Origin of the sequence: Agrobacterium sp. BT-220-3 (genome assembly GCF_025910175.1) — a bacterium.
Lineage (GTDB): Bacteria > Pseudomonadota > Alphaproteobacteria > Rhizobiales > Rhizobiaceae > Agrobacterium > Agrobacterium oryzihabitans.
Genome location: NZ_JAPAIX010000003.1, coordinates 229,872 through 250,398 on the forward strand (window position 1 = coordinate 229,872; position 20,527 = coordinate 250,398).

General features: G+C 60.4%; 21 protein-coding genes. 11 read left to right on the forward strand and 10 right to left on the reverse strand.

What is annotated here, in order from left to right:
- Positions 1-206: 206 nt before the first annotated feature.
- The 4 genes from OK142_RS11460 to OK142_RS11475 all read left to right on the forward strand — a co-directional run bounded on the left by OK142_RS11460 (position 207) and on the right by OK142_RS11475 (position 3,679).
- A complete protein-coding gene (locus OK142_RS11460; RefSeq protein ID WP_003494694.1) occupies positions 207-812 on the forward strand; it encodes a DUF1236 domain-containing protein in 606 nt (201 codons plus the stop codon).
- A gap of 213 nt (positions 813-1,025) precedes the next feature.
- Positions 1,026-1,553 (forward strand): MarR family winged helix-turn-helix transcriptional regulator, encoded by a 528-nt coding sequence (locus tag OK142_RS11465; protein WP_035242756.1) that lies wholly within the window; start codon positions 1,026-1,028, stop codon positions 1,551-1,553.
- 2 nt (positions 1,554-1,555) lie between these two features.
- Entirely contained in the window at positions 1,556-2,269 is a 714-nt protein-coding gene (locus OK142_RS11470; protein WP_003494691.1) for a response regulator, read from the forward strand.
- Between the two features lie 30 nt (positions 2,270-2,299).
- On the forward strand, positions 2,300-3,679 hold the full coding sequence (locus tag OK142_RS11475) for an ATP-binding protein (protein ID WP_003494688.1): 1,380 nt from the start codon (positions 2,300-2,302) through the stop codon (positions 3,677-3,679).
- Positions 3,680-3,804: 125 nt separating this feature from the next.
- On the opposite strand, the gene OK142_RS11480 is transcribed toward OK142_RS11475, so the two are convergent.
- The 5 genes from OK142_RS11480 to OK142_RS11500 all read right to left on the reverse strand — a co-directional run bounded on the left by OK142_RS11480 (position 3,805) and on the right by OK142_RS11500 (position 6,355).
- Complete coding sequence (locus OK142_RS11480) at positions 3,805-4,146, reverse strand: tRNA-binding protein (protein ID WP_035242149.1); 342 nt, start codon at positions 4,144-4,146, stop codon at positions 3,805-3,807.
- An 11-nt stretch (positions 4,147-4,157) separates the two neighbouring features.
- Complete coding sequence (proC, locus tag OK142_RS11485) at positions 4,158-4,976, reverse strand: pyrroline-5-carboxylate reductase (protein ID WP_082182704.1); 819 nt, start codon at positions 4,974-4,976, stop codon at positions 4,158-4,160.
- A gap of 2 nt (positions 4,977-4,978) precedes the next feature.
- Positions 4,979-5,479, reverse strand: coding sequence for a type III secretion system chaperone family protein (locus tag OK142_RS11490; RefSeq protein WP_003494682.1), 501 nt, complete (start codon positions 5,477-5,479; stop codon positions 4,979-4,981).
- Positions 5,480-5,912: 433 nt separating this feature from the next.
- Positions 5,913-6,176 carry an accessory factor UbiK family protein gene (locus OK142_RS11495; protein ID WP_216330051.1) on the reverse strand — a complete coding sequence of 88 codons (264 nt, stop codon included), beginning with the start codon at positions 6,174-6,176 and terminating at the stop codon, positions 5,913-5,915.
- A gap of 20 nt (positions 6,177-6,196) precedes the next feature.
- Complete coding sequence (locus tag OK142_RS11500; protein WP_003494678.1) at positions 6,197-6,355, reverse strand: hypothetical protein; 159 nt, start codon at positions 6,353-6,355, stop codon at positions 6,197-6,199.
- 130 nt (positions 6,356-6,485) lie between these two features.
- On the opposite strand from OK142_RS11500, the gene lgt reads away from it, so the two are divergent.
- The 6 genes from lgt to OK142_RS11530 all read left to right on the forward strand — a co-directional run bounded on the left by lgt (position 6,486) and on the right by OK142_RS11530 (position 12,504).
- Positions 6,486-7,298: a prolipoprotein diacylglyceryl transferase gene (gene lgt, locus OK142_RS11505; RefSeq protein ID WP_318283592.1), complete on the forward strand. Its 813-nt coding sequence runs from the start codon at positions 6,486-6,488 to the stop codon at positions 7,296-7,298.
- 15 nt (positions 7,299-7,313) lie between these two features.
- On the forward strand, positions 7,314-8,414 hold the full coding sequence (locus OK142_RS11510) for a class I SAM-dependent methyltransferase (protein ID WP_498682826.1): 1,101 nt from the start codon (positions 7,314-7,316) through the stop codon (positions 8,412-8,414).
- A 150-nt stretch (positions 8,415-8,564) separates the two neighbouring features.
- Complete coding sequence (pgeF, locus tag OK142_RS11515; RefSeq protein ID WP_498682830.1) at positions 8,565-9,359, forward strand: peptidoglycan editing factor PgeF; 795 nt, start codon at positions 8,565-8,567, stop codon at positions 9,357-9,359.
- The gene (locus tag OK142_RS11520) at positions 9,360-10,511 is read left to right on the forward strand and encodes a M24 family metallopeptidase (RefSeq protein WP_498682832.1); all 1,152 of its coding nucleotides are present in this window, start codon (positions 9,360-9,362) and stop codon (positions 10,509-10,511) included.
- A gap of 90 nt (positions 10,512-10,601) precedes the next feature.
- The gene (locus OK142_RS11525; RefSeq protein ID WP_498682835.1) at positions 10,602-11,351 is read left to right on the forward strand and encodes a hypothetical protein; all 750 of its coding nucleotides are present in this window, start codon (positions 10,602-10,604) and stop codon (positions 11,349-11,351) included.
- A 220-nt stretch (positions 11,352-11,571) separates the two neighbouring features.
- Positions 11,572-12,504, forward strand: coding sequence for a ribose-phosphate pyrophosphokinase (locus OK142_RS11530; protein ID WP_035220711.1), 933 nt, complete (start codon positions 11,572-11,574; stop codon positions 12,502-12,504).
- Positions 12,505-12,733: 229 nt separating this feature from the next.
- Here OK142_RS11530 and OK142_RS11535 read toward each other — a convergent pair whose 3' ends face one another.
- From OK142_RS11535 to OK142_RS11550, 4 genes are read right to left on the reverse strand one after another with little or no spacing between them, the layout of a single operon-like run.
- Positions 12,734-13,582 carry a phosphatase PAP2 family protein gene (locus tag OK142_RS11535; RefSeq protein WP_003494663.1) on the reverse strand — a complete coding sequence of 283 codons (849 nt, stop codon included), beginning with the start codon at positions 13,580-13,582 and terminating at the stop codon, positions 12,734-12,736.
- Entirely contained in the window at positions 13,572-15,080 is a 1,509-nt protein-coding gene (locus tag OK142_RS11540; protein WP_498682837.1) for an ArnT family glycosyltransferase, read from the reverse strand. The genes OK142_RS11535 and OK142_RS11540 overlap by 11 nt, the downstream gene beginning before the upstream one ends.
- Positions 15,055-15,342 (reverse strand): lipid-A-disaccharide synthase N-terminal domain-containing protein, encoded by a 288-nt coding sequence (locus OK142_RS11545; RefSeq protein WP_003494659.1) that lies wholly within the window; start codon positions 15,340-15,342, stop codon positions 15,055-15,057. Before OK142_RS11545 ends, OK142_RS11540 begins: the two co-directional genes overlap by 26 nt.
- Before the next feature lie 20 nt (positions 15,343-15,362).
- Positions 15,363-16,202 (reverse strand): glycosyltransferase family 2 protein, encoded by an 840-nt coding sequence (locus OK142_RS11550; protein WP_498683223.1) that lies wholly within the window; start codon positions 16,200-16,202, stop codon positions 15,363-15,365.
- Positions 16,203-16,393: 191 nt separating this feature from the next.
- Here OK142_RS11550 and OK142_RS11555 point away from each other — a divergent pair, with 191 nt between their 5' ends.
- On the forward strand, positions 16,394-18,655 hold the full coding sequence (locus tag OK142_RS11555) for a methyl-accepting chemotaxis protein (RefSeq protein ID WP_498682839.1): 2,262 nt from the start codon (positions 16,394-16,396) through the stop codon (positions 18,653-18,655).
- Positions 18,656-18,840: 185 nt separating this feature from the next.
- On the opposite strand, the gene adh is transcribed toward OK142_RS11555, so the two are convergent.
- The gene (gene adh, locus OK142_RS11560) at positions 18,841-20,358 is read right to left on the reverse strand and encodes an aldehyde dehydrogenase (protein WP_498682841.1); all 1,518 of its coding nucleotides are present in this window, start codon (positions 20,356-20,358) and stop codon (positions 18,841-18,843) included.
- Positions 20,359-20,527: the final 169 nt, after the last annotated feature.

Sequence of the window (20,527 nt, forward strand, 5' to 3'; positions counted from 1 at the left end):
CTGCTTCCTATAGCCTGCGGCTGGTTTCGGCACAATGGCGACGGAAACCCATTGCTTTCCAGCAACCTTTATCTCTCCAAAAATATTAATATAATTCAATTATATACCGGAAATTCCCAGGATGCTTTGATGAGTTTCCGACGAAAAACGTGGAACGCGCGAGTGGCTTCGACGTTGTAGCTCCAGTCTTAAAAGGAGTGAGACACATGGACAAGACGCTTAAAATGCTCATGGCTGGCGGCGCTTTCGCCCTCATGGCCGGTTATGCAAACGCCGCCATGGTCGCCACCACCGCATCGGATATTTCCGTTCGCTCAGGCCCGGGTGAAGACTATCCCGAACTCGGCCTTGCCACCCGTGGCAGCAATGCGGTTCTGGACGGCTGCATGGAAGGCAGCAGCTGGTGCCGCATCGAAGTCAACGGCCTGCGCGGCTGGGCCCATGCCGATTATCTGAATGTCATGTATGAGGGCTCGCCCGTCGTTCTCGAACAGCGCCGCTCGGAACTCAGCGTGCCGGTCGTGACATATGAGAAAACCTCGAGCGTGCAGGCGGAACCCAATCCCGGCGACCCGAACCTCGGCCGTGTTGGCGATGTGGACATTACCCCGCCCGAAGCCGTCATCACCTATATGGACGAGCACCCTGCGGACACCGTCACCTTCGATGGCGACGTCGTCGTCGGCACGACCCTGCCCTCCGACACCCGGCTGGTCGAAGTCCCCGACTACCAGTATCGTTATGTCCGGGTGAACGACGTGCCGGTTCTGGTCGAACCATCAACGCACCGGATCGTCTACGTCTATCAGTAGAACCGGCCGGCACTCACGAAGCCGGATAGATGGTATCCAACCAATGAAGAGCGCGGGCTTTCCGCGCTCTTTTCTATTTCCGGTAGGCCGCTCAGGATTCCAGTTGCACCTGCACCCGCAGCATATTATCCACCGCAACAGAAAATGATCGGCGGCATTCTCCCGAGCGGACGCATTTTCGGCTATGTTTACAGAATATTGGCGCATCGACGCATGTCAGCCGCAGAATATGAAGGAACCGCAGTGCCACCGCAATCGCTCAAAACCGCAGCCACCAGGCAGACACCGGCACTCCCGAAGGTTGACGACGGCAAGATTGACTTCGACACGATCGAGGCGCTGTTCTTCGCCTATCGCGATTTCGTCTCCGATCCCGACGTCATTCTGTCGAAACTGGAATATGGCCGGGCGCATCACCGGGTGGTCTATTTCGTCAGCAGACAGCCCGGCATGACGGTGGCGGATTTGCTCGACACACTGCAGATCACCAAGCAAAGCCTTGCCCGCGTGCTGAAACAACTGATCGACGACGGTTACATCCGCCAGATGGCAGGCCCGGAAGACCGTCGCCAGCGCAGGCTCTATCCGACGCTGACGGGCCGCGAACTGGCTCTGGCGCTGAGCGAGCCGCAATCGCGCCGCATCGACCGGGCGCTGGAAGGGCTTGGACCCGAGGCCCGCGCCTGCGTGCGCAAGTTCCTGGCGCAGATGCGAAGCCCGGTACCAGGGGAAGGCGATTGACAATGGCGACAGCACAGACAAAACGCCCGCCGGCTGATGACGACGCCGCTCACCTCCTGATCGTCGATGACGACGCCCGCATCCGCGATCTCCTGCAGCGTTTTCTCGGCGACAAGGGATACCGCATCTCCGTTGCGGCGGATGCCGCCGAAGCCCGGCGCAAGATGATGGGCATCCGTTTCGACCTGCTCATCCTCGATGTGATGATGCCGGGGGAAAACGGGCTGTCACTGACCCGCTCGCTGAACGAAAACAAATCCGTACCGGTCATTCTTCTGACAGCCCGCTCGGAAGCGGATTCCCGCATCGCGGGACTGGAGGCAGGCGCGGATGATTATCTCGCCAAGCCCTTCGATCCCCGTGAACTGGTCCTGCGCATCAACAACATCCTGCGGCGCAACACCTCGCCCGATACGCCCAAGATCGAACAGATCATGTTCGGCCCCTACAGCTTCTCCATTCCCAAAAAGGAATTGCGGCGTGGCCCGGAAACCATCCGCCTGACGGACCGCGAACAGGAGATCATGCTGCTTTTTGCGCTCCGCGCCGGTGACACCATTCCACGGCATGAACTGGTCGAGGCGGAGTCGGAAGTGGGTGAAAGAACCATCGACGTGCAGATCAACCGTCTTCGCCGCAAGATCGAGGACGACCCTGCAAACCCGGTCTATCTGCAAACTGTGCGCGGCATCGGCTACCGCCTGAGCGTGGACTGACGAGCACCAAACGAAAGGCGGGCTGACGGCATGGCGAGCCTCGATTTTCTCAGCACGGTCAGGAAAAGCGGCATAGCGAAAGCGTGGCGCCTGTCCGGCAGATGGCTGCGTCATTGGCTGCCGACCGGGCTTTACACGCGTTCGCTGCTGATCATTATCCTGCCGATGATCCTGCTTCAGGCCGTGGTCGCGGCCGTCTTCATGGAGCGTCACTGGCAGCTTGTGACAGAACGCCTCTCCGCCGCGGTGACGCGCGATATCGCCGCGATCATCGAGCTTCTGCAAACCGATCCGGAAGAAGACGATTATCAGCGCGTCATCCGCATCGCGCGCGAAAGACTGGATCTCAGCGTCTATATCGAACCGAAGGCGGATCTGCCGGCTCCGAGACCCGAGCCGCTGTTTTCCATCCTGGATACAATCCTCGCCAATCAACTGACCCAGCAGATCGGCAGACCGTTCTGGATCGATACCTATGGCAACGGTTCGCTGGTCGAGATCCGCGTCCAGCTGGAAGACAAGACCCTGCGCGTCTTTACCAGCCGCAGTGCTGCCTATGCCTCCAACACCCATATCTTCCTCGTCTGGATGGTCGGCGCATCGCTGGTCCTGATCGCCATTTCCATCCTGTTCCTGCGCGGGCAAATCAAGCCCATCGAAGCGCTGGCCAAGGCGGCCGAGAATTTCGGCAGGGGCCAGAAGGTCAGCGCCTATTCACCGCGCGGCGCAGACGAGGTCCGGCGGGCGGGCCTTGCCTTCATATTGATGCGTGAACGCATCGAGCGGCAGATGGAACAGCGAACGGCGATGCTGAACGGCGTCAGCCATGACCTGCGCACCATCCTCACCCGTTTCAAGCTGCAACTGGCTTTGGCAGGCGATAATCCCGACCTCGAGGGCCTCGACAAGGATGTCGAGGACATGCAGTCGATGCTGGAGGCCTATCTCACCTTTGCCCGTACAGATGTCGAGGAGGATGTCGGCACGCTCGAACTTCCAGCGCTTCTGGAAAAGATCGGCCATGATTTCGAGCTTCACGGCAAGAAATTCAGCTACGAGCTCTATAACGTCGAAAACATCATCGCGCGGCCGAATGCCCTCTCCCGCCTTGTTGCCAACCTGGCGGAGAATGCACGCCGTTACGCCAGCAATCTCCATATCGACATACGCAGGGCGCCGCGCTCGATCATCATGACCTTCGATGATGATGGGCCGGGCATTCCGGAAGCGTCACGGGAGGATGTTTTCAAGCCCTTCTTCCGGCTGGATGAAGCGCGCAACCTCAATGCCTCGGGAACGGGACTTGGCCTCTCCATCGTGCGCGACATCGCCCGCGGCCATGGCGGCGACGTGTCGCTGGATGAAAGCCCGATGGGCGGATTGCGGGTAATCGTCAAAATTCCGGCGTAGAGAAGCGAAGCAAAACGCTCACGCGGTTTACCTCTTCGCCCATTTTCGTCACTCCGGTTCAAGGCCGGAATGGCCGAAGAAAACCCCGTCTGTGTAATATCTGTGTTGCGTGCTATTGTGCTGTCTCAGCACATTTTCTCGCCGTTCGGCACCGGCTGCTCGACGGCGGCAAGAACGATGTCGCCATTGCCATCGGCAAAACCCAGCGTCAAAACCTCTGAGCGGAACGGGCCGATCTGGCGTGGCGGAAAATTCACCACCCCCAGCACCTGCCGGCCAATCAGGCTTTCCGGCGTATAATGCACCGTGATCTGCGCGGAAGATTTCTTGATGCCGATTTCCGGACCGAAATCGATCTTCACCTTGATCGCCGGCTTGCGCGCTTCGGGAAAAGGCTCTGCCTCGACGATTGTGCCGACACGAATATCGACCTTCTCGAAATCGGCATAGGAAATTTCACCGCTCATGCCCTGCCCCTTCAACCCGCCAGTTCTTCAGCGCGTGTTTTTGCGGCAGCAACAGCCTTGTCGAACAAGGGCTGCATGCCGTCTTCGGCCATCAGCACGGAAAGCGCCGCCGCCGTGGTGCCGCCCGGTGATGTCACGTTCTGGCGCAGCCGCGCGGCCTCATCGGAAGACTGGTGCAGCAGTTCGCCCGCACCGGCCACGGTTTCGCGCGCCAGACGCATGGCCACATCCGCCGGCAGACCAGCCTTGCGACCGGCTTCCGCCATGCATTCCACCAGATAGAATACATAGGCAGGGCCGCTTCCTGAAACGGCGGTCACCGCGTCGATATCGCCTTCGGTTTCCACCCATTCGACCGGACCGCTGACCTTCAGCAATCCATCCACCACGATTTTAAGCTCCGGCGTCACCAGTTCGTTCGCATAGGCCCCGGTCACACCGCGACCGACCATGGCCGGCGTGTTGGGCATGGCCCGCACGGCGGCAACCGGGCCGAAATGCGCGACGAAAGTACCGATTGTGGTACCGGCTGCGATCGACACGACGACCGTATCCGGCCCCAGCAGAGGTTTCAGAGACGGCAGCACGGCGTCCATCATCTGCGGCTTTACGGCCACGAACAGGATGCCGGCCTTGACGCCCTCAGGCACGCTTTCCTTATGGGTGGCACCGGCTTCGGCAATCGTCGTCCGCATGGCATCGGAAGGGCGAGGATCGATGACAATGACCTGGGATCCCGGCACGCCCTTTTTCAGCCAGCCCGAAAGCAGAGCGCCGCCCATATTGCCCGCGCCTACGAGGACAAGCGGACCGGAAGCCTTGTACACCATCTTCAAGCTTCTCCGACGGTCTCGAACATGACCGCTTCGATTGCACTTTTCGCATCCAGCCCCGACCAGACGACGAACTGGAATGCCTGGTAATATTGTTCGCAAGCCTCCAGCGCGCTGGAAAGCAGCACTTCAACCTGCTGATTGTTCGGTTCGGCGCCGCCTGCCAGAAGCAGGGACTGGCGGAAGATCACGACGTCTTCCTGCCGCCACAGATCGAAATGACCCATCAAGACCTGACCATTGACCTGCGACAGCAGGCGAATGACTTCGTTGACGCGCTGATCGGGTACCTTGATGTCGAAGGCGCAGGCAAGATGCAGCGCCTCGAATTCCTCCATCCAGGAGAAGGAAACGTGGTAATCGGCCCAGTGACCAGCCACCGTCATGGCGATCTCGTCTTCGCCGGAACGCTCGAACGACCAGTCGTTCGAGGCGGCGACAATCTCGATCATGTCCACTGGATTGGACTGACGCTCAATTTCAAATTCCATCAGGCTCATGCGGCACCTTCTCAGCCAGTACTGAATGTTCTGTTTTGAACGCCGGGCACAAAACGCACACACAAACCGGATTCAACACTTGAGACGATTGCCCGACACCATAAGAGTTACACATTCACCCTGTCTGGAGCTTACCAGGTTCGTTTCGAATCATCATTTAAAATCAGTGTATAATGGCCGAGTCCTGCTGCCACCCCTCGGTCGCCATTTTTGCTTTTTGAGCAGTGGATATCTTCTCCCCCATCACCTCAGGCGAGATACATAAACGACTCTGGCAATTGCGTTTTTTGGAAGTGTCCACAGGCCTCAAAAAATTCGCGGGCGCAGGCATATTTGGACAACCGGGAACCATTCCGGGTTGCATCACTCCACAAACAAAAAGTCCCGGTATCGCAGGCGATCCGGGACCCATCAGGAAAAAGCGCTTAAAAAATCAGTTGTTAGTGGCAGAAAGCTTTGCTTCCAGAGCCTCGATGCGCGCACGCAGCGCGTCGTTTTCGTCACGCGCCTTGATGGCCATTTCGCGCACCGCGTCGAATTCCTCGCGCCGCACCACATCGAGACTGTTCAGCCAGCGGTCTGCCTGCGCATGGAAGGCGGCCTCCGCTTCCTTGCGCACGCCCTGCGCCGCGCCTGCCGCATCGGTCATCAGCTTTGCGAATTCATCCAGAAAACGATTGGTGCCTGTCGTGCTCATGGCGCTGTTCCTTCGTCGGTTCAGGGAGCATTCCGCTCCCCGCTGTTGATGCCTTTCAGGTAGGCACTCGACAGCCGCCTTGCAAGCGAAATCGAAAAATGACGGCCTTTCGGCAGGGGCTCGGGCATTGCAATCCGCTCACGAAGATTAGCCTTGACCACCGCCTCGGCAATCGCCATTTTCCTTGGCGTCAGGGAGACCGGTGAGCATCATCGCCCGGCCCCTTGAGGCAATGGATCATTCTGTTGTCCGCCCAGCAACGATGACGGAATATACGGATTGATAGCCGCTCCCACCCAACTAGCCATCATGCCATTTCCAAATATCGACCCCGTCGCCCTGTCAATCGGGCCTCTGGCGATCCATTGGTATGGCATTGCCTATGTCGCCGGCATCATGCTCGGCTGGTTTTATGCCCGCCGCCTTGCCCGTACGGATCGCCTCTGGCCAAATGATACCTCGCCCATCTCCGCGCAGCATCTTGACGACTTCATCCTGTGGGCGGCCGGCGGCATCGTGCTCGGCGGGCGCATTGGCTATATCCTGTTTTACGATCTTGGCGCCGTCGCCGCCAATCCCATAAGGGCGCTGGAGATATGGAACGGCGGCATGTCGTTCCATGGCGGCCTCATCGGCACGACCATCGCCATGATCCTGTTTGCCCGCAGGAACGGCATCCCGGTCTGGAGCATGTTCGACGTCATTGCCGCCGTCGCGCCCATCGGCCTGCTGTTCGGCCGCATCGCGAATTTCATCAATGGCGAATTGTGGGGCCGCATCGCCGACGTTCCGTGGGCGGTCGTATTCCCGACCGGTGGCCCGTTTGCCCGGCACCCGAGCCAGCTTTACGAAGCCGCCCTTGAGGGCCTCGTGCTCGTCGCCGTTCTGGCGGTCGCCATCTATGCCTTCAGGGCGCTGAAGACACCCGGCATCGTCACCGGCATCTTCGTCTGTGGTTATGCGCTCTCGCGCATCTTCGTGGAGTTCTTCCGCGAGCCGGACGCCCAGATCGGTTATCTCGCCGGCAACTGGCTGACCATGGGCATGGTGCTTTCCACGCCGATGTTCCTTCTGGGCCTCTGGGCAGTCCTGCGCGCACGCAGCGCGAAAATAAGCGCCTAAGCGGTATGGCCTGCCATGACGACACCGCTTGCGCAACGTATCAAATCCCTTATCCGGCTCAACGGTCCGCTCAGCGTCACCGATTACTTCTCGCTTTGCCTCGCCGATCCTGAACACGGTTATTACAAGAGCCGCGAACCCTTCGGCCGCTCAGGTGATTTCATCACCGCGCCGGAGGTAAGCCAGCTTTTTGGCGAGATGCTCGGCGTTTTCGTGGTTCATGCCTGGCAGCGGCATGGTGCGCCCGCAGGGACCCAACTGGTGGAAATCGGCCCCGGTCGCGGCACGATGATGTCCGACATGCTGCGCGTCATCCGCCGCATAGCGCCACCGCTCTACGAGACGATGCGAGTCCATCTGGTGGAGACCAGCCCTCGCCTTTCCACCATCCAGAAGGAAACGCTTACCGCCCACGCCGACCGGCTGGCATGGTATGAAAGCTTCGACGATGTGCCGGAAGGCTTCCTGCTCGTCGTCGCAAACGAGCTTTTCGATGCCATCCCGATCCGGCAATTCGTCAGGACGCCGCAGGGTTTTCGCGAACGCGTCGTCAGCCTCGATGTTAATGACGAACTCGTCTTCTCCACAGGCCTCGCCGGCATCGATCCGACGCTGCTGCCGCCCCTGCCAGAGCGGCAGCCGATCGGTACCATATTCGAGATTTCTCCCGCCCGCGAAGCCGTCATGACGGCGATCTGCCAGCGCCTGTCGATCCATGGCGGCACGGCGCTCGCCATCGATTACGGCCATCTGGTTGCCGGATTTGGTGACACATTGCAGGCCATGCGCGACCATGCCTTTGATCCGCCACTTGCCCATCCGGGACAAGCGGATCTCACCAGCCATGTCGATTTCGAAAGTCTCGTCAGGACTGCCGAGGCAACCGGCGTGCATGTCAATGGCACCTTGAGACAGGGCGACTTTCTTTATGGGCTCGGCCTCAAGGAGCGGGCAGCCGCTCTGGCCGCAAAGGCGACGCCCGACCAGACGCTTGAAATCGCCGAAGCCGTGAACCGTCTCGCCGGCGAAGGCGCGGGCAAGATGGGGGAACTTTTCAAGGTCATCGCCGTTTCAAGTCCCGCGCTCCATCTCCTGCCGTTTCGCGCGGTGGATTGACAGCGCAATCACCTCTGGGCCAACATCGCCGCGACACACGAAGCAGGCACACTGCATCACACGCGCCGCGCAACGAAGCGGCAACAGGAAACATCTCGCTTGACCCATCCCACTGGCCAAAGGCGATATTCTCCAAGGAACTCCCGCACTATGCAGAACGACACGTTGCCGCTCCCGATCCAGAGCCCCCTGCTCGCCGCCTTCAGTGAAAACCGCGTCCGTCACGGTTTTTTCACCCGGCAGGGCGGCGTCTCGGAAGGTCTCTATCAGGGTCTCAATGTCGGCCTCGGCTCCCATGACGAGCCGGAGCTGGTGCAGGAAAACCGCCGGCGCGTCACGCAATGGTTCGGCCTGTCGCCGGAACGTCTCGCGACCGTGCATCAGGTCCATTCCCCGGATGTCCTCGTGGTCGATGAAAGCTATGACGGCAGCCGCCCGCAGGCCGATGCGATGGTGACGACGACACCGGGCTTCGTGCTTGGCGTGCTGAGCGCCGATTGTGGCCCGATCCTTTTTGCCGATCCGCAAGCGGGCGTTGTGGGGGCCGCCCATGCCGGCTGGAAGGGCGCCCTGTTCGGCGTGCTCGAAAACACCATCGAGACCATGGTAAAGCTGGGCGCGAACCGCGACCGCATCGCCGCATCGCTGGGTCCTTCTATCAGCCAAGCCAATTACGAGGTCGGACCGGAATATATGGCCCGCTTCACCGATTTCGATCCCGCCTATGCTGCCTACTTCACCGCCTCGGAAAAAGACGGCCACGCACTGTTCGACCTCAAGCAGTTTACAATTGACCGTCTGGTCAAGACGGGTGTGCGGGCGGAAAATCTCGGCCTCTGCACCTATCCAGATGAAGACCGTTTCTATTCCTACCGCCGCACGACCCACCGGGCCGAGCCCGATTACGGGCGGCAAATTTCCGCAATCGCAATTCTGGAGGACTAAATGGCCCTGCACTTCGAGCTCTCGGAATTCGATGCCCGCCGCGAACGGCTGATTGCGAAGATGGCGGAAGAGAAGCTGGACGCCGTGCTGCTTTTCGCACAGGAAAGCATGTACTGGCTGACCGGTTACGACACTTTCGGCTACTGCTTCTTCCAGACGCTGGTGGTCAAGTCGGACGGTTCGATGACGCTTCTGACCCGTTCGGCGGATCTGCGCCAGGCGCGCAATACATCTACCATCGAAAATATTCTCGTCTGGGTCGACCGGCCCAATGCCGACCCCACGCTCGATCTCAAAAACCTCCTGAGCGATCTTGACCTGCTCGGTGCCAAGATCGGCGTGGAATACGACACCCACGGCATGACCGGGCGCGTCGCCCGCCTGCTGGACAACCAGCTTGCCAGCTTCTGCCAGATGATCGACGCCTCCTATCTGGTCAGCACGCTTCGGCTGGTTAAAAGTCCCGCCGAAATCGCCCATGCCAGGAGAGCCGGCCAATTGGCCGATGAGGCACTGGATGCGGCGCTGGAACTCATCAAGCCGGGTGCGGATGAGGCCGCTATCCTTGCAGCGATGCAGGGCGCGGTTCTGGCGGGCGGCGGCGATTATCCCGCCAATGAATTCATCATCGGCTCCGGGGCCGACGCGCTGCTGTGCCGTTACAAGGCCGGACGACGCAGGCTCGACGACAAGGATCAGCTGACGCTGGAATGGGCGGGTGTCAGCGCCCATTACCATGCCGCCATGATGCGCACCGTGGTGATCGGTGAACAGGATTTCCGGCAGAAGGAGCTTTACAGCGCCTGCCTGCAAAACCTCACCGCCATCGAGGACGTATTGCAGTCGGGCAAGACCTTCGGCGACGTCTTCGACGTACATGCCCGTGTCATGGATGAACGCGGGCTGACCCGCCACCGGCTGAATTCCTGCGGTTATTCGCTTGGCGCACGTTTTTCCCCGTCCTGGATGGAGCACCAAATGTTCCACGCCGGCAATCCGCAGGAGATAACCAGCGACATGACGCTGTTCGTGCACATGATCGTGATGGATTCCGATTCAGGCACCGCCATGACGCTCGGCCAGACCTATCTGACCACGGACGGCGCTCCGGAGCCGCTCTCGCGTCATAGCCTCGATCTTCTCACAGCTTAAATCGCCACCGGGTTTGACAGAGCGGGAAAACCGGCCCTACATTGCCGCCACCTTGGGCAAGAAGGAGCGGAACATGAGAGGGAACGTCGCATGAGCCGGACACGGCTCACCCCCTTTTTCCCAGCCCTCGTCGTTCCGGCGCTGGTGCTGGCCCTGTCGGGCTGCAACACGACTGAGGCGCTGACGCCGCAGGTTGATGTCGGCCACAATGGCTCACAATCGAGCCCGGTGACGCAGGGCGATCTCGACCAGATGGCCGCCGCCGCCGACCGCGCGCCTGTGGGCGCTCCGGCAACAGCCTCTTCCGTGCCCGCTTATGCGCCGCAGAATTCCCTGCAGGCGCAGGCACAGGCGCTTTCCAACGGCAACCAATATGGCGAGCCTCTCGGCCAAGGCCAGCCACCCGCCCAATCCCTGCCTGCCAGCCAGCCACAGCCGGCACAGCAGACGGCGGCTCTTGCCCCCGCCACTTCCGGCAACACCATCCGCTTCCTGCCGATCATCGGCGCGCCCGTTCAGGCCGTCACGCCGCTTTCGCGCCAGCTGGGCGCCGAGGCACGGGCAAAGGGGCTGACCATCCGCGCTTCCAACGACAATTCGGCTGAAAACATCCTGAAGGGATATTTCTCCGCCTTCGCCGACGGCAGCAAGGTTAATGTCATTTACGTCTGGGATGTGCTGGATGCCAATGGTGTCAGGCTTCACCGCCTGCAGGGGCAGGAAACGGTAGCAGCCAAAGGCAGCGATCCATGGGCCGCCGTGACCGACAGGGTCATGCAGGATATCGCGGCAAAAACACTCAACGACTATACATCATGGAAGCAGTCTCAACGCGGATGAGGTGAAACGACGGGAGAAGTCACAGAGATTTCACGAAAATCATTGCGAAAGCGCGGAGTCCTCTTGCAATCGGAAGCAACAGCGCTATTAAGGCGCGCATGGCAACAAGGCGTATCCGGCAAAGGCTTTTCGGCCGGATGTTCCTCCCCTTGAACGACGCTTGGTTACGGCAAACACTTTTCCGTGGCGCAAGGCGATGGCATGGAAACAGGCGGCCGCAATGAAGGTTTTCGCAGGCAATTCGAACCGGCACCTTGCCGAAGCGATCTGCAAGTATCTCAACGTTCCCTTGGGAAATGCCACCGTAAAGCGGTTTGCTGACCAGGAAATTTTCGTAGAAATCAGTGAAAACGTGCGCGGCGAGGACGTTTTTCTCGTCCAGTCCACATCGTTTCCGGCAAACGATCATCTGATGGAACTGCTCATCATGATCGATGCCATGCGCCGCTCCTCGGCAAAGCGCATCACGGCGGTGCTTCCTTACTTCGGTTACGCCCGCCAGGACCGCAAGGCCGGCCCCCGCACCCCGATTTCCGCCAAGCTCGTTGCCAATCTGATTACCGAAGCCGGCGCCGACCGCGTCCTGACGCTCGATCTCCATGCCGGTCAGATTCAGGGTTTCTTCGATATCCCCACCGACAACCTCTTCGCAGCGCCCATCCTCGCCCGCGACGTGAAGGACCACTACGACACCAACAACGTCATGGTCGTTTCACCCGATGTCGGCGGCGTTGTCCGCGCCCGTGCACTGGCCAAGCGCCTCGACTGTCTGCTGGCGATCGTCGACAAGCGTCGTGACCGTCCGGGCGAATCCGAAGTCATGAACGTCATCGGTGACGTTTCCGGCAAAGATTGCATTCTCATCGACGACATCGTCGATTCCGGTGGTACGCTCTGCAATGCCGCGGAAGCACTTCTCAAGAAGGGCGCGACCAGCGTCACCGCCTATATCACCCACGGCGTGCTTTCCGGCGGCGCAGTTGCCCGCGTGGCCTCCTCGAAGCTGCGCGAACTCGTCATCACCGACAGCATCCAGCCCACCACTGCCGTCCAGTCCGCGCATAATATCCGCGTGGTCAGCACCGCAGGTCTGCTCGGCGAAGCGATCAACCGCACAGCGCAGGAACAGTCGGTTTCCGGCCTGTTCGACTGAAGCAGCGTTTCTCTCGCGCATCTGCAAAATCAATGCATCCGCACCGTCACCCCGGATTTAATCCGGGGTCCAGCGCGATCAAGTCCTTGATCGCAAAAGACTGGTTTCTCGCGGCTCAGATGCGCCATGGCTGAATGCCGGTTCGAGACCGGCATGACGAGAAGAGAGCCTATCAACTTTACCAGCAATCTCGGCCCCCGCAGAGATAGCACAATTCATTCCGCACCGCTCAGGATGACGCCGTACCCGCATCCGGTGGCCGTTGCAGGCGTGTGGCGGCAGCCTTGATTTTCGGCCACCAGCGCCGGGCGCGGGCACGCACGGCATGGCTGCCATTGCGCCACAGGCTGATCGCATCGGCCGTGACCGCATCGCCAGTAAACACCTGGCGGTGACGGGAGATCGCCAGCGCCTTGTAAAGAAACAGCGTCGTCAGGGCGGAAAACAGAACCGACATTACCACATCGCTGAGGAAATGCCCGCCGGCCGCGATACGCAAGCCGGACATGAGGATGATGGCGCCAGCAGCGCTACCGCCCATGACGACACGCCCGCGCCATTGCAGGCGGTGCCAGAGAAGCACGCAGAGCGGCAGGAAAAAACTCGCGATGAGCGCGGTTTCGCCTGAAGAAAACGAACAGTTCGAATAACACTGCGTGCTGAACTGGAAAGGCGGCGTGAAAAGCTGCTGCCCGCCGAAATCGCTGACGCTGAATGGCCTCGCGCGGCCGATATTGGCTTTCAACACCCCGTTCACCAGCAGTCCGGCGCAGAGAACCACAGGCCCGCAGAGGAAGGCCCAGACGCGCCAGCCGGTGCGCTGCAAGGAGCCCAGCCGGATGTTGCCGATAAAGACGATGAAGGCAAGCAGAGTGGCCAGTTCCGTCAACTCGCGCAATGTGTCGCGCAGCCATTCGGGAAGCGGCTCCCGGCCCGACCACAAACGCCCCTCGGGGGAAAAAAACAGCGAGGAAACCCAGAGATCGACGGAGGGGAAGGTCGCAAACAGGATGACGAGCGCCAATGTGGCGAATGTCACCCAGATCGTGATCCGCATATGCGCAAGATCATTGTCCATTGGCGCCCCCCGGAATGCATTGCGGCGGCAGGCGCCAGATCCCGATTTCCCTGCCCTCCAGAAAGCCCGGCCCGGCGACCCAGCGGGAAAGCGGCGTTTCGCCGGCAAGGCAGGACGGCAGGGCATCCGCAATTGCCAAATACACCGGGTTTTTCGCCTCGCCTGATTTCAGCGGATAAAGAAGCGCATAGTGGCTGGAAGGAACGCCGGTTTCCGGCAGCGCCCGCAGCAAGACCTGCTTCTCGTCCCGCAACTGATAAAAAAGCTCGGCCAGAATGGAACGATCGGAAGCGACGATGGCATCTGCACCAGCTTCCTGCGCCCGCGCAAAGCCTGTCGACACCAGCTCCGAGCGGCCAAGATAACGCTTCATCGCCAACTCGCCGCTCGGCAGACGCAGTTCCGTTCCGGCAATCGTCATCATGGGCAGGGCGATGGCAACGATGCCGCCGAGCACAAGGGTGGAAACGGTGAGCCAGCGCCGGGATGCCAGCACCGGCACCGCCAGAAGCACGCCCGCCGCATAGGCTCCCACCGCCCAATTGGCGAGTGCCCGCGACATCAGCCCCTGCGCCGTGATCAGCAGCACGATCGGTACCGACAGCGCGACCAGAGCCCGGGCTTCGGCGGTTTTCGCACGGAACGTCGCGATGATCATGGCGACAAAAACGAAGGGGCCGACAACGCCCGCCTGCGAGAAGAAGAACTCGAGCGCCGGACCGATTTTCAGTTGGATACCATGCCAATTCGCATTATCGGCCGTGTGCCGGGCCGTCATGAAATCATGCGCCGCGTTCCACCACAGATTGGGAGCAATGACGGCGGCACAGACCACGAGGGCGATCGCGGCGTCACGCAGGCGTATGCGCCAGCCCACGCAAAGCCAGCCGGCGGCGATGAAGCAGGGCAGAAAATAGATCATCGCATATTTCGACATCAGCCCGAGGCCGAAACAGAGACCGAGCGCAACGCTCCATAGCACCGCCGCCTTGCCTTCGGCGCGTGCCAGCGCCAGTTTGCGCACTGAGATCATCGAGAGCGCGATGAACAGCATCATCGGCGTATCGGTCGAGATCAGCAGGCTGCCAAGCGTCACGGCGGGCAACGTCAAATAGATGACGGCGGCCAGTGCGGCGAGCCTGCTATCATAGATCATGCGCCCGAGAGCAAGGATTGCCACCGCTGCTGCGCCATGCACCACGGGTGCTGCCAGCCGCACCTGAAAGGTGCCCTCGCCGCCGCCCAGAATGCTGGCGGCGCGAATGAGCCAGCCGATCAGCGGCGGTTTGGAATAGGCGCCGAAGGCCATCTCCCGGCCCCATAGCCAATATTGCGCCTCATCTACAAAAAGATCGGTTCGGTTGAAGGCAAGCCCAAGGATGCGCAGCAGCGTCACAAGCACGATTGCCGCAAGCGCAAGTGTCATCCACTGGCGCTGCTCGCTTGCCTGCACATGGGGCAACGCCGCCGCATCATGCATGCTGGCGGCGTTCTGCATGGATCAACCAGAGATTACGGGCATAGATGAAGAGGCCGGACGCCTGCCCCATGACGAAAACCGGGTCACGGCGCCAGATGGCATAGGACAAGAGCACCAGACCGCCGAGAACGGAGAAATACCAGAAGGCCACTGGTATGACCGAACGGTTCGCCCGTTCCGACGAAATCCATTGAACCAGAAACCGCATGGTGAACAGCATCTGACCCATGAAGCCGATGCAGACCCAGAGAAATTCCTTCCAGCTGTCCACATGCAGCATGGACCATAAGGCCGGTGTATTCACGGCGATGTCTCCGTTTTGAAGGTTTCAGCCCAGCTTGCCCGCTTGCGCCGGCGCAACAGCCAGGCAACGCCGATCAGATCGTGGATGCCGACAAGCGCGCGGCCGATATTGGTGTAATGGGAATTGCCATGCAGGCGCGCCCGATGCGTGACGTCGACATGGGCCACCTGCCAGCCGTCGCGGTTGAACAGCGCCGGGAAATAGCGGTGGTGATGATCGAAATAGGGCAAGGCAAGATAGGCGTCGCGACGGAAGGCCTTGAGGCCGCAGCCGGTGTCCCGCGTGCCGTCCTTCAATATCCGCGCCCTCAAACCATTGGCGAAGCGGGAGGAAAGACGTTTTCCAAGCGTATCGCGCCGGCCGACGCGCTGGCCGGCCACCAGTCCGAGGCGGCCCGGGGCACCAGCGGCCAGAAGGGGCGCGAGAAGCACCGGCAGATTGTCCGGCGGGTTCTGGCCGTCGCCATCCAGCATGCAGATGATCGGCGCCCGCGCCGCCTGCACACCGCTATGGATTGCCGCCGATTGCCCGCCCTGACGGTCGTGCCTGACCAGCCGCAGCATGGGATAACGCCCGCCAAGCGAAAGTGCGACATCCGCCGTACGGTCGGAGGAGGCGTCGTCCACCACGATGATCTCAAACCGGCCAACGGGCTGACAGGCCGCAACGATCTCCGCGACAAGCGTTTCGACGCTCGCTTCTTCATTGTGCATGGGCACGACAACGGCGAAATCCGGGGTCGATCTCACAGGGGCTCCGTCATATCCGTCTGCGCGTGTGCCGCAAACATCGTCGATAGTGGCAGGAGAAGGAGCGCGAAAAGCTTGCATGAATATGAACAGCCGTTGAACTTCGCACGGTATGCGCCCGTTCTATTGCAGTTTTATTACGGTTTACTGTGCGGCAGCGAGGGGCGATTTTCTCGCGGTATGCGGGAAATAATCATACAATTCTCAAGCGCTTTAACGCGACCGTAAACAATTGTTGCGAACCTGCGGCCACGTTTTTTTTGGGGGGAGGAAACAGGATGCCGGGTGTAAATCCGACTGCTGTCAAAGCTAAAGCATTGTCAATCAAGGCCAAATTTGCAGCGCTCGTCACGGGCGCAACGCTGGTTTCATGCCTGGCCGTGGGGCTGTTGTCCTATGAGATGGGCAAGTCTGGCCTGATCGACGCAAGCGAAATCAGGCTCGAAACGGTTGCGGGAAACCAGTCCAAGCAGCTTGATGCCTATACGCTGCGCGTAGAACAAAGCATTTCAGAACTGTCGCAAAATGCCGCGATCGCACAGGCGCTGGAAACCATGACCAACGTCGTGCCGACGGAAAAGGATGCGATCATCCAGGCTTTCCGCCGCGAAGGCGTATCCGAGGAAGAGCGCGCCTCCTTCAACGGCGAAGGATTACGGCTGCTCTACGCCATCCGCCACGCGACGATCAACGCGGCCATTGCCAGCGTCTGGCGCAACACCCGGGTCAGCGACATCTATGTGATCGACAAGACCGGTCTCATTATCTATTCCGTGACCAAGGGCAAAAACTTCCTGACCAATGTGACGGAACCGCAAAACAGCGCGATCAAGGAATTGTTCGATCGCATCGAAGCCGGCAAGGACGGCGTCGTCAGCAACACCGGGTTCAGCAGTGGCAATGATTCGGCCATGATCGGCATGCCGCTCGCGGTCTCGAACTGGGGCCAGCTGCAGCGCAAGGGCGCTGTCATCATGCGCATTTCGCCCGACCGCATTGGCGCGGTGGTGACGCCCGAGGAGACAGGCAAGTCCATCGACGACGCCGTTCTTCTGAGCGCCGAGGGCAAACTCAGGGCGGGCGTGCTCTCGGGCGGGACGGATGCCGCCGTTTCCGAAAGCCTCGTGGCCCTTTCGAACACCAGCGAAGCCGGAACGGTTATGGCGCAGACGCCTGCCGGCAACATCTTTTACGCCTATCGCCCGGTCTCCGTCTTCGGACAGAAGCATCTTCTCGCGATCGGCCAGCAGGAGAGCAAGGTTCTCGCCGCCGCCAACGATCTGGCCTTCTGGGCAACGCTTGCGACACTGGCGGTCCTTGCCATCATGACGCTCATCGGTATTTTCGTTTCCGCCAGCCTGACCAAGCCGCTGACCGGCCTTGCCGGGCTGATGGAACGTCTGAACGGCGGTGAAAACGATATCGAGATCAAGGCGGTTTCCCGCGGCGACGAGATCGGCACCATGGCCCGCGCGCTGGAATCCTTCCGCCAGGGCATTCTCGACAAGCAGCACATGGAAGCCGAGTCCCATCGCAAGAGCGAGGAACTGGACGAAGAACGCGCCCAGCGTGAAATGGAAAAGGCCAGAAGCGCTCAGGAGCTGGAAGAGGCCGTCGACGCCCTTGCAACCGGTCTTGCCAATCTTGCGGCCGGCAGGCTCGATCTGCGCATCGAAAAGTCCTTCGTGCCGTCGCTCGACCATCTGCGCATCGACTTCAACAACTCCATCGCGGGGCTGGATGCAACGATCTCCAGCATCGGCGAGAGCGCCAATGCCATCCGCTCCGGCTCCGGTGAGCTGAAAAGCGCATCGGAAGATCTGTCGCGGCGCACGGAACGCCAGGCTGCGGCACTTGAGGAGGCGGCTGCCGCACTCGGAGACATGACGCAGGCCGTCAATGTCTCCCTCTCACGCTGCAACGTCGCCGTCGAGGCAACGGCGGGCACGATGCAGGACGCCCATAAATCCACGGCCGTCGTGAAAGAAGCGATCGTCGCCATGGAGCGCATCGAAACGTCGTCGGCGAAGATCCGCCAGATCATCGACGTCATCGACCAGATCGCCTTCCAGACCAATCTTTTGGCGCTGAATGCCGGTGTGGAAGCCGCCCGCGCCGGCGAAGCCGGAAAGGGCTTTGCGGTGGTGGCGCAGGAAGTGCGCGAACTCGCCCAGAAATCGGCGGCCGCCGCGCGTGACATCACGACGCTGATCGCCACGTCCGCAGGCGACGTGGAAAGCGGCGTGGCGCTGGTGCTAAAGACCGGCGAAAGCCTCGAGCAGATCCAGAAGCGCATCCAGTCGGTCAACGACCAGATCGGCGAAATCGCCACCGCGTCGCGCGAGCAGTCCGGCCGCCTTAGCGAAATCAATGCCTCCGTCAACGAACTCGACCATGTGACCCAGCAGAATGCGGCCATGGTTGAGGAAACGACGGCTGCGGCCTTCTCGCTGGCGAACGAGGCGGATGGCCTGACCGAGCAGGTGGGACAATTCTCGGTGGGTGAAGCCCGACAGCGGGACCAGCGCTACGCGGCCTGATCGGCACAAAAAGAGCGAGGATGACGGAGGAGAAGTTTTCCGCTCCCCGTCATCAAAAAGGCCGGAGGCAAAACCTCCGGCCTTTTATTTTGCCTGAAAACCCGATCCGGGCTCCCAGGGGCCGAAGCCCCTGGGAACACGCCGGCTTGATCATGATGATCCGTCGCCGGCTTCCGGGGAGGAACTCAGAAGAAGCCGACCTTGTTCGGGCTGTAGGATACGAGCAGGTTCTTGGTCTGCTGGTAGTGATCGAGCATCATCTTGTGGGTCTCACGACCGATGCCCGACTGCTTGTAACCGCCGAAAGCGGCACCCGCCGGATAGACGTGATAGCAATTGGTCCACACGCGGCCCGCCTCGATGCCCCTGCCCGCCCGATAGGCGACATTGGTATCGCGGCTCCACACGCCTGCACCCAGACCGTAAACCGTGTCATTGGCGATTTCGAGCGCTTCCTCCACCGTCTTGAAGGTGGTGACGGAAACAACCGGGCCGAAGATTTCCTCCTGGAAAATCCGCATCTTGTTGTTGCCTTCGAACACCGTCGGCTGGATGTAATAGCCATCCTTCAGGTCGCCCGTGAGCGTCTTGCGGTCGCCGCCGGTCAGAACCTTGGCACCTTCCTTCTTGCCGATATCGAGATAGCTCATGATCTTGTCGAACTGTTCCTGCGAGGCCTGTGCGCCAAGCATGGTCGACGGATTGAGCGGGTCGTCCTGGCTGATGGCCTGAACGCGCTTGATGGCCTTTTCCATGAAGCGGTCGTAGATCGATTCATGCACCAGCGCACGTGACGGGCATGTGCAGACCTCGCCCTGGTTGAGCGCGAAGAAGGCGAAACCTTCGAGCGCCTTGTCGAGGAAGGCATCGTCTTCGTTCATCACATCGGCAAAGAAGATGTTTGGCGATTTGCCGCCCAGCTCCAGCGTGATGTTGGTGACGTTGTCAGCCGCATAACGCATGATTTCCTTGCCGACCGAGGTAGAGCCGGTGAAGGCGATCTTGGCGATGCGATTGCTCTGCGCCAGCGGCTTGCCGGCTTCAAGGCCGGTACCGTTGACGATGTTGAGAACGCCGGGCGGCAGGAGATCTTCGATAAGCTCCATGACGACCAGAATGGAGGCAGGCGTCTGTTCGGCCGGCTTCAGCACGACGCAATTGCCGGCGGCAAGAGCGGGCGCGAGTTTCCAGGCGGCCATCAGGATCGGGAAGTTCCACGGTATGATCTGGCCGACAACGCCGAGCGGTTCATGGAAATGATAGGCAACCGTGTCGTTGTCGATTTCACCGATCGTGCCTTCCTGTGCGCGGATGCAGCCCGCGAAATAACGGAAATGATCGATCGTCAGCGGAATATCCGCATTGGTGGTTTCACGCAGCGGCTTGCCGTTATCCCAGGTTTCGGCCCGCGCGATGAGGTCGAGATTGTCCTCGATGCGCTGGGCGATCCTGAGCAGGATGTTGGAGCGTTCCGTTACGCTCGTCTTGCCCCATTTTTCGCGTGCCTTGTGGGCCGCATCCAGTGCTAGCTCGATATCGGCCGCATCGGAACGCGGAACCTCGCAGATCTTGTGACCCGTCACCGGTGAAAGATTGTCCATGTAGCGGCCGGATTTCGGCTCCACCCACTTGCCGCCGATGTAGTTGCCGTATTTCAGCTTGAAGGGCGCTTCGCCGGCTTTCTGCTGAACCTGAATATTCATGATTTCATCCTCCCTGATGAAAACGGTCCGCGACGGACCGCATGGGAGGAAGGTGGGCCTAGATGGCAACGGCGGGTAGTGGGGCGGCGTGGTTCCGCATCGCACATTGTCTCACATCTGCGACAAACCCGCGCGACAGATCGGTCTGGCAGCCAATCGAGCCGTTTTT

Excerpts from the sequence above, each read along its gene's own strand:
- OK142_RS11460 (WP_003494694.1), top strand. The coding sequence starts at position 207 with ATGGACAAGACGCTTAAAATGCTCATGGCTGGCGGCGCTTTCGCCCTC.
- OK142_RS11465 (WP_035242756.1), top strand. The coding sequence starts at position 1,026 with ATGTCAGCCGCAGAATATGAAGGAACCGCAGTGCCACCGCAATCGCTC.
- OK142_RS11470 (WP_003494691.1), top strand. The coding sequence starts at position 1,556 with ATGGCGACAGCACAGACAAAACGCCCGCCGGCTGATGACGACGCCGCT.
- OK142_RS11475 (WP_003494688.1), top strand. The coding sequence starts at position 2,300 with ATGGCGAGCCTCGATTTTCTCAGCACGGTCAGGAAAAGCGGCATAGCG.
- OK142_RS11480 (WP_035242149.1), bottom strand. The coding sequence starts at position 4,146 with ATGAGCGGTGAAATTTCCTATGCCGATTTCGAGAAGGTCGATATTCGT.
- proC (WP_082182704.1), bottom strand. The coding sequence starts at position 4,976 with ATGGTGTACAAGGCTTCCGGTCCGCTTGTCCTCGTAGGCGCGGGCAAT.
- OK142_RS11490 (WP_003494682.1), bottom strand. The coding sequence starts at position 5,479 with ATGAGCCTGATGGAATTTGAAATTGAGCGTCAGTCCAATCCAGTGGAC.
- OK142_RS11495 (WP_216330051.1), bottom strand. The coding sequence starts at position 6,176 with ATGAGCACGACAGGCACCAATCGTTTTCTGGATGAATTCGCAAAGCTG.
- OK142_RS11500 (WP_003494678.1), bottom strand. The coding sequence starts at position 6,355 with ATGGCGATTGCCGAGGCGGTGGTCAAGGCTAATCTTCGTGAGCGGATT.
- lgt (WP_318283592.1), top strand. The coding sequence starts at position 6,486 with ATGCCATTTCCAAATATCGACCCCGTCGCCCTGTCAATCGGGCCTCTG.
- OK142_RS11510 (WP_498682826.1), top strand. The coding sequence starts at position 7,314 with ATGACGACACCGCTTGCGCAACGTATCAAATCCCTTATCCGGCTCAAC.
- pgeF (WP_498682830.1), top strand. The coding sequence starts at position 8,565 with ATGCAGAACGACACGTTGCCGCTCCCGATCCAGAGCCCCCTGCTCGCC.
- OK142_RS11520 (WP_498682832.1), top strand. The coding sequence starts at position 9,360 with ATGGCCCTGCACTTCGAGCTCTCGGAATTCGATGCCCGCCGCGAACGG.
- OK142_RS11525 (WP_498682835.1), top strand. The coding sequence starts at position 10,602 with ATGAGCCGGACACGGCTCACCCCCTTTTTCCCAGCCCTCGTCGTTCCG.
- OK142_RS11530 (WP_035220711.1), top strand. The coding sequence starts at position 11,572 with ATGAAGGTTTTCGCAGGCAATTCGAACCGGCACCTTGCCGAAGCGATC.
- OK142_RS11535 (WP_003494663.1), bottom strand. The coding sequence starts at position 13,582 with ATGGACAATGATCTTGCGCATATGCGGATCACGATCTGGGTGACATTC.
- OK142_RS11540 (WP_498682837.1), bottom strand. The coding sequence starts at position 15,080 with ATGCAGAACGCCGCCAGCATGCATGATGCGGCGGCGTTGCCCCATGTG.
- OK142_RS11545 (WP_003494659.1), bottom strand. The coding sequence starts at position 15,342 with ATGCTGCATGTGGACAGCTGGAAGGAATTTCTCTGGGTCTGCATCGGC.
- OK142_RS11555 (WP_498682839.1), top strand. The coding sequence starts at position 16,394 with ATGCCGGGTGTAAATCCGACTGCTGTCAAAGCTAAAGCATTGTCAATC.
- adh (WP_498682841.1), bottom strand. The coding sequence starts at position 20,358 with ATGAATATTCAGGTTCAGCAGAAAGCCGGCGAAGCGCCCTTCAAGCTG.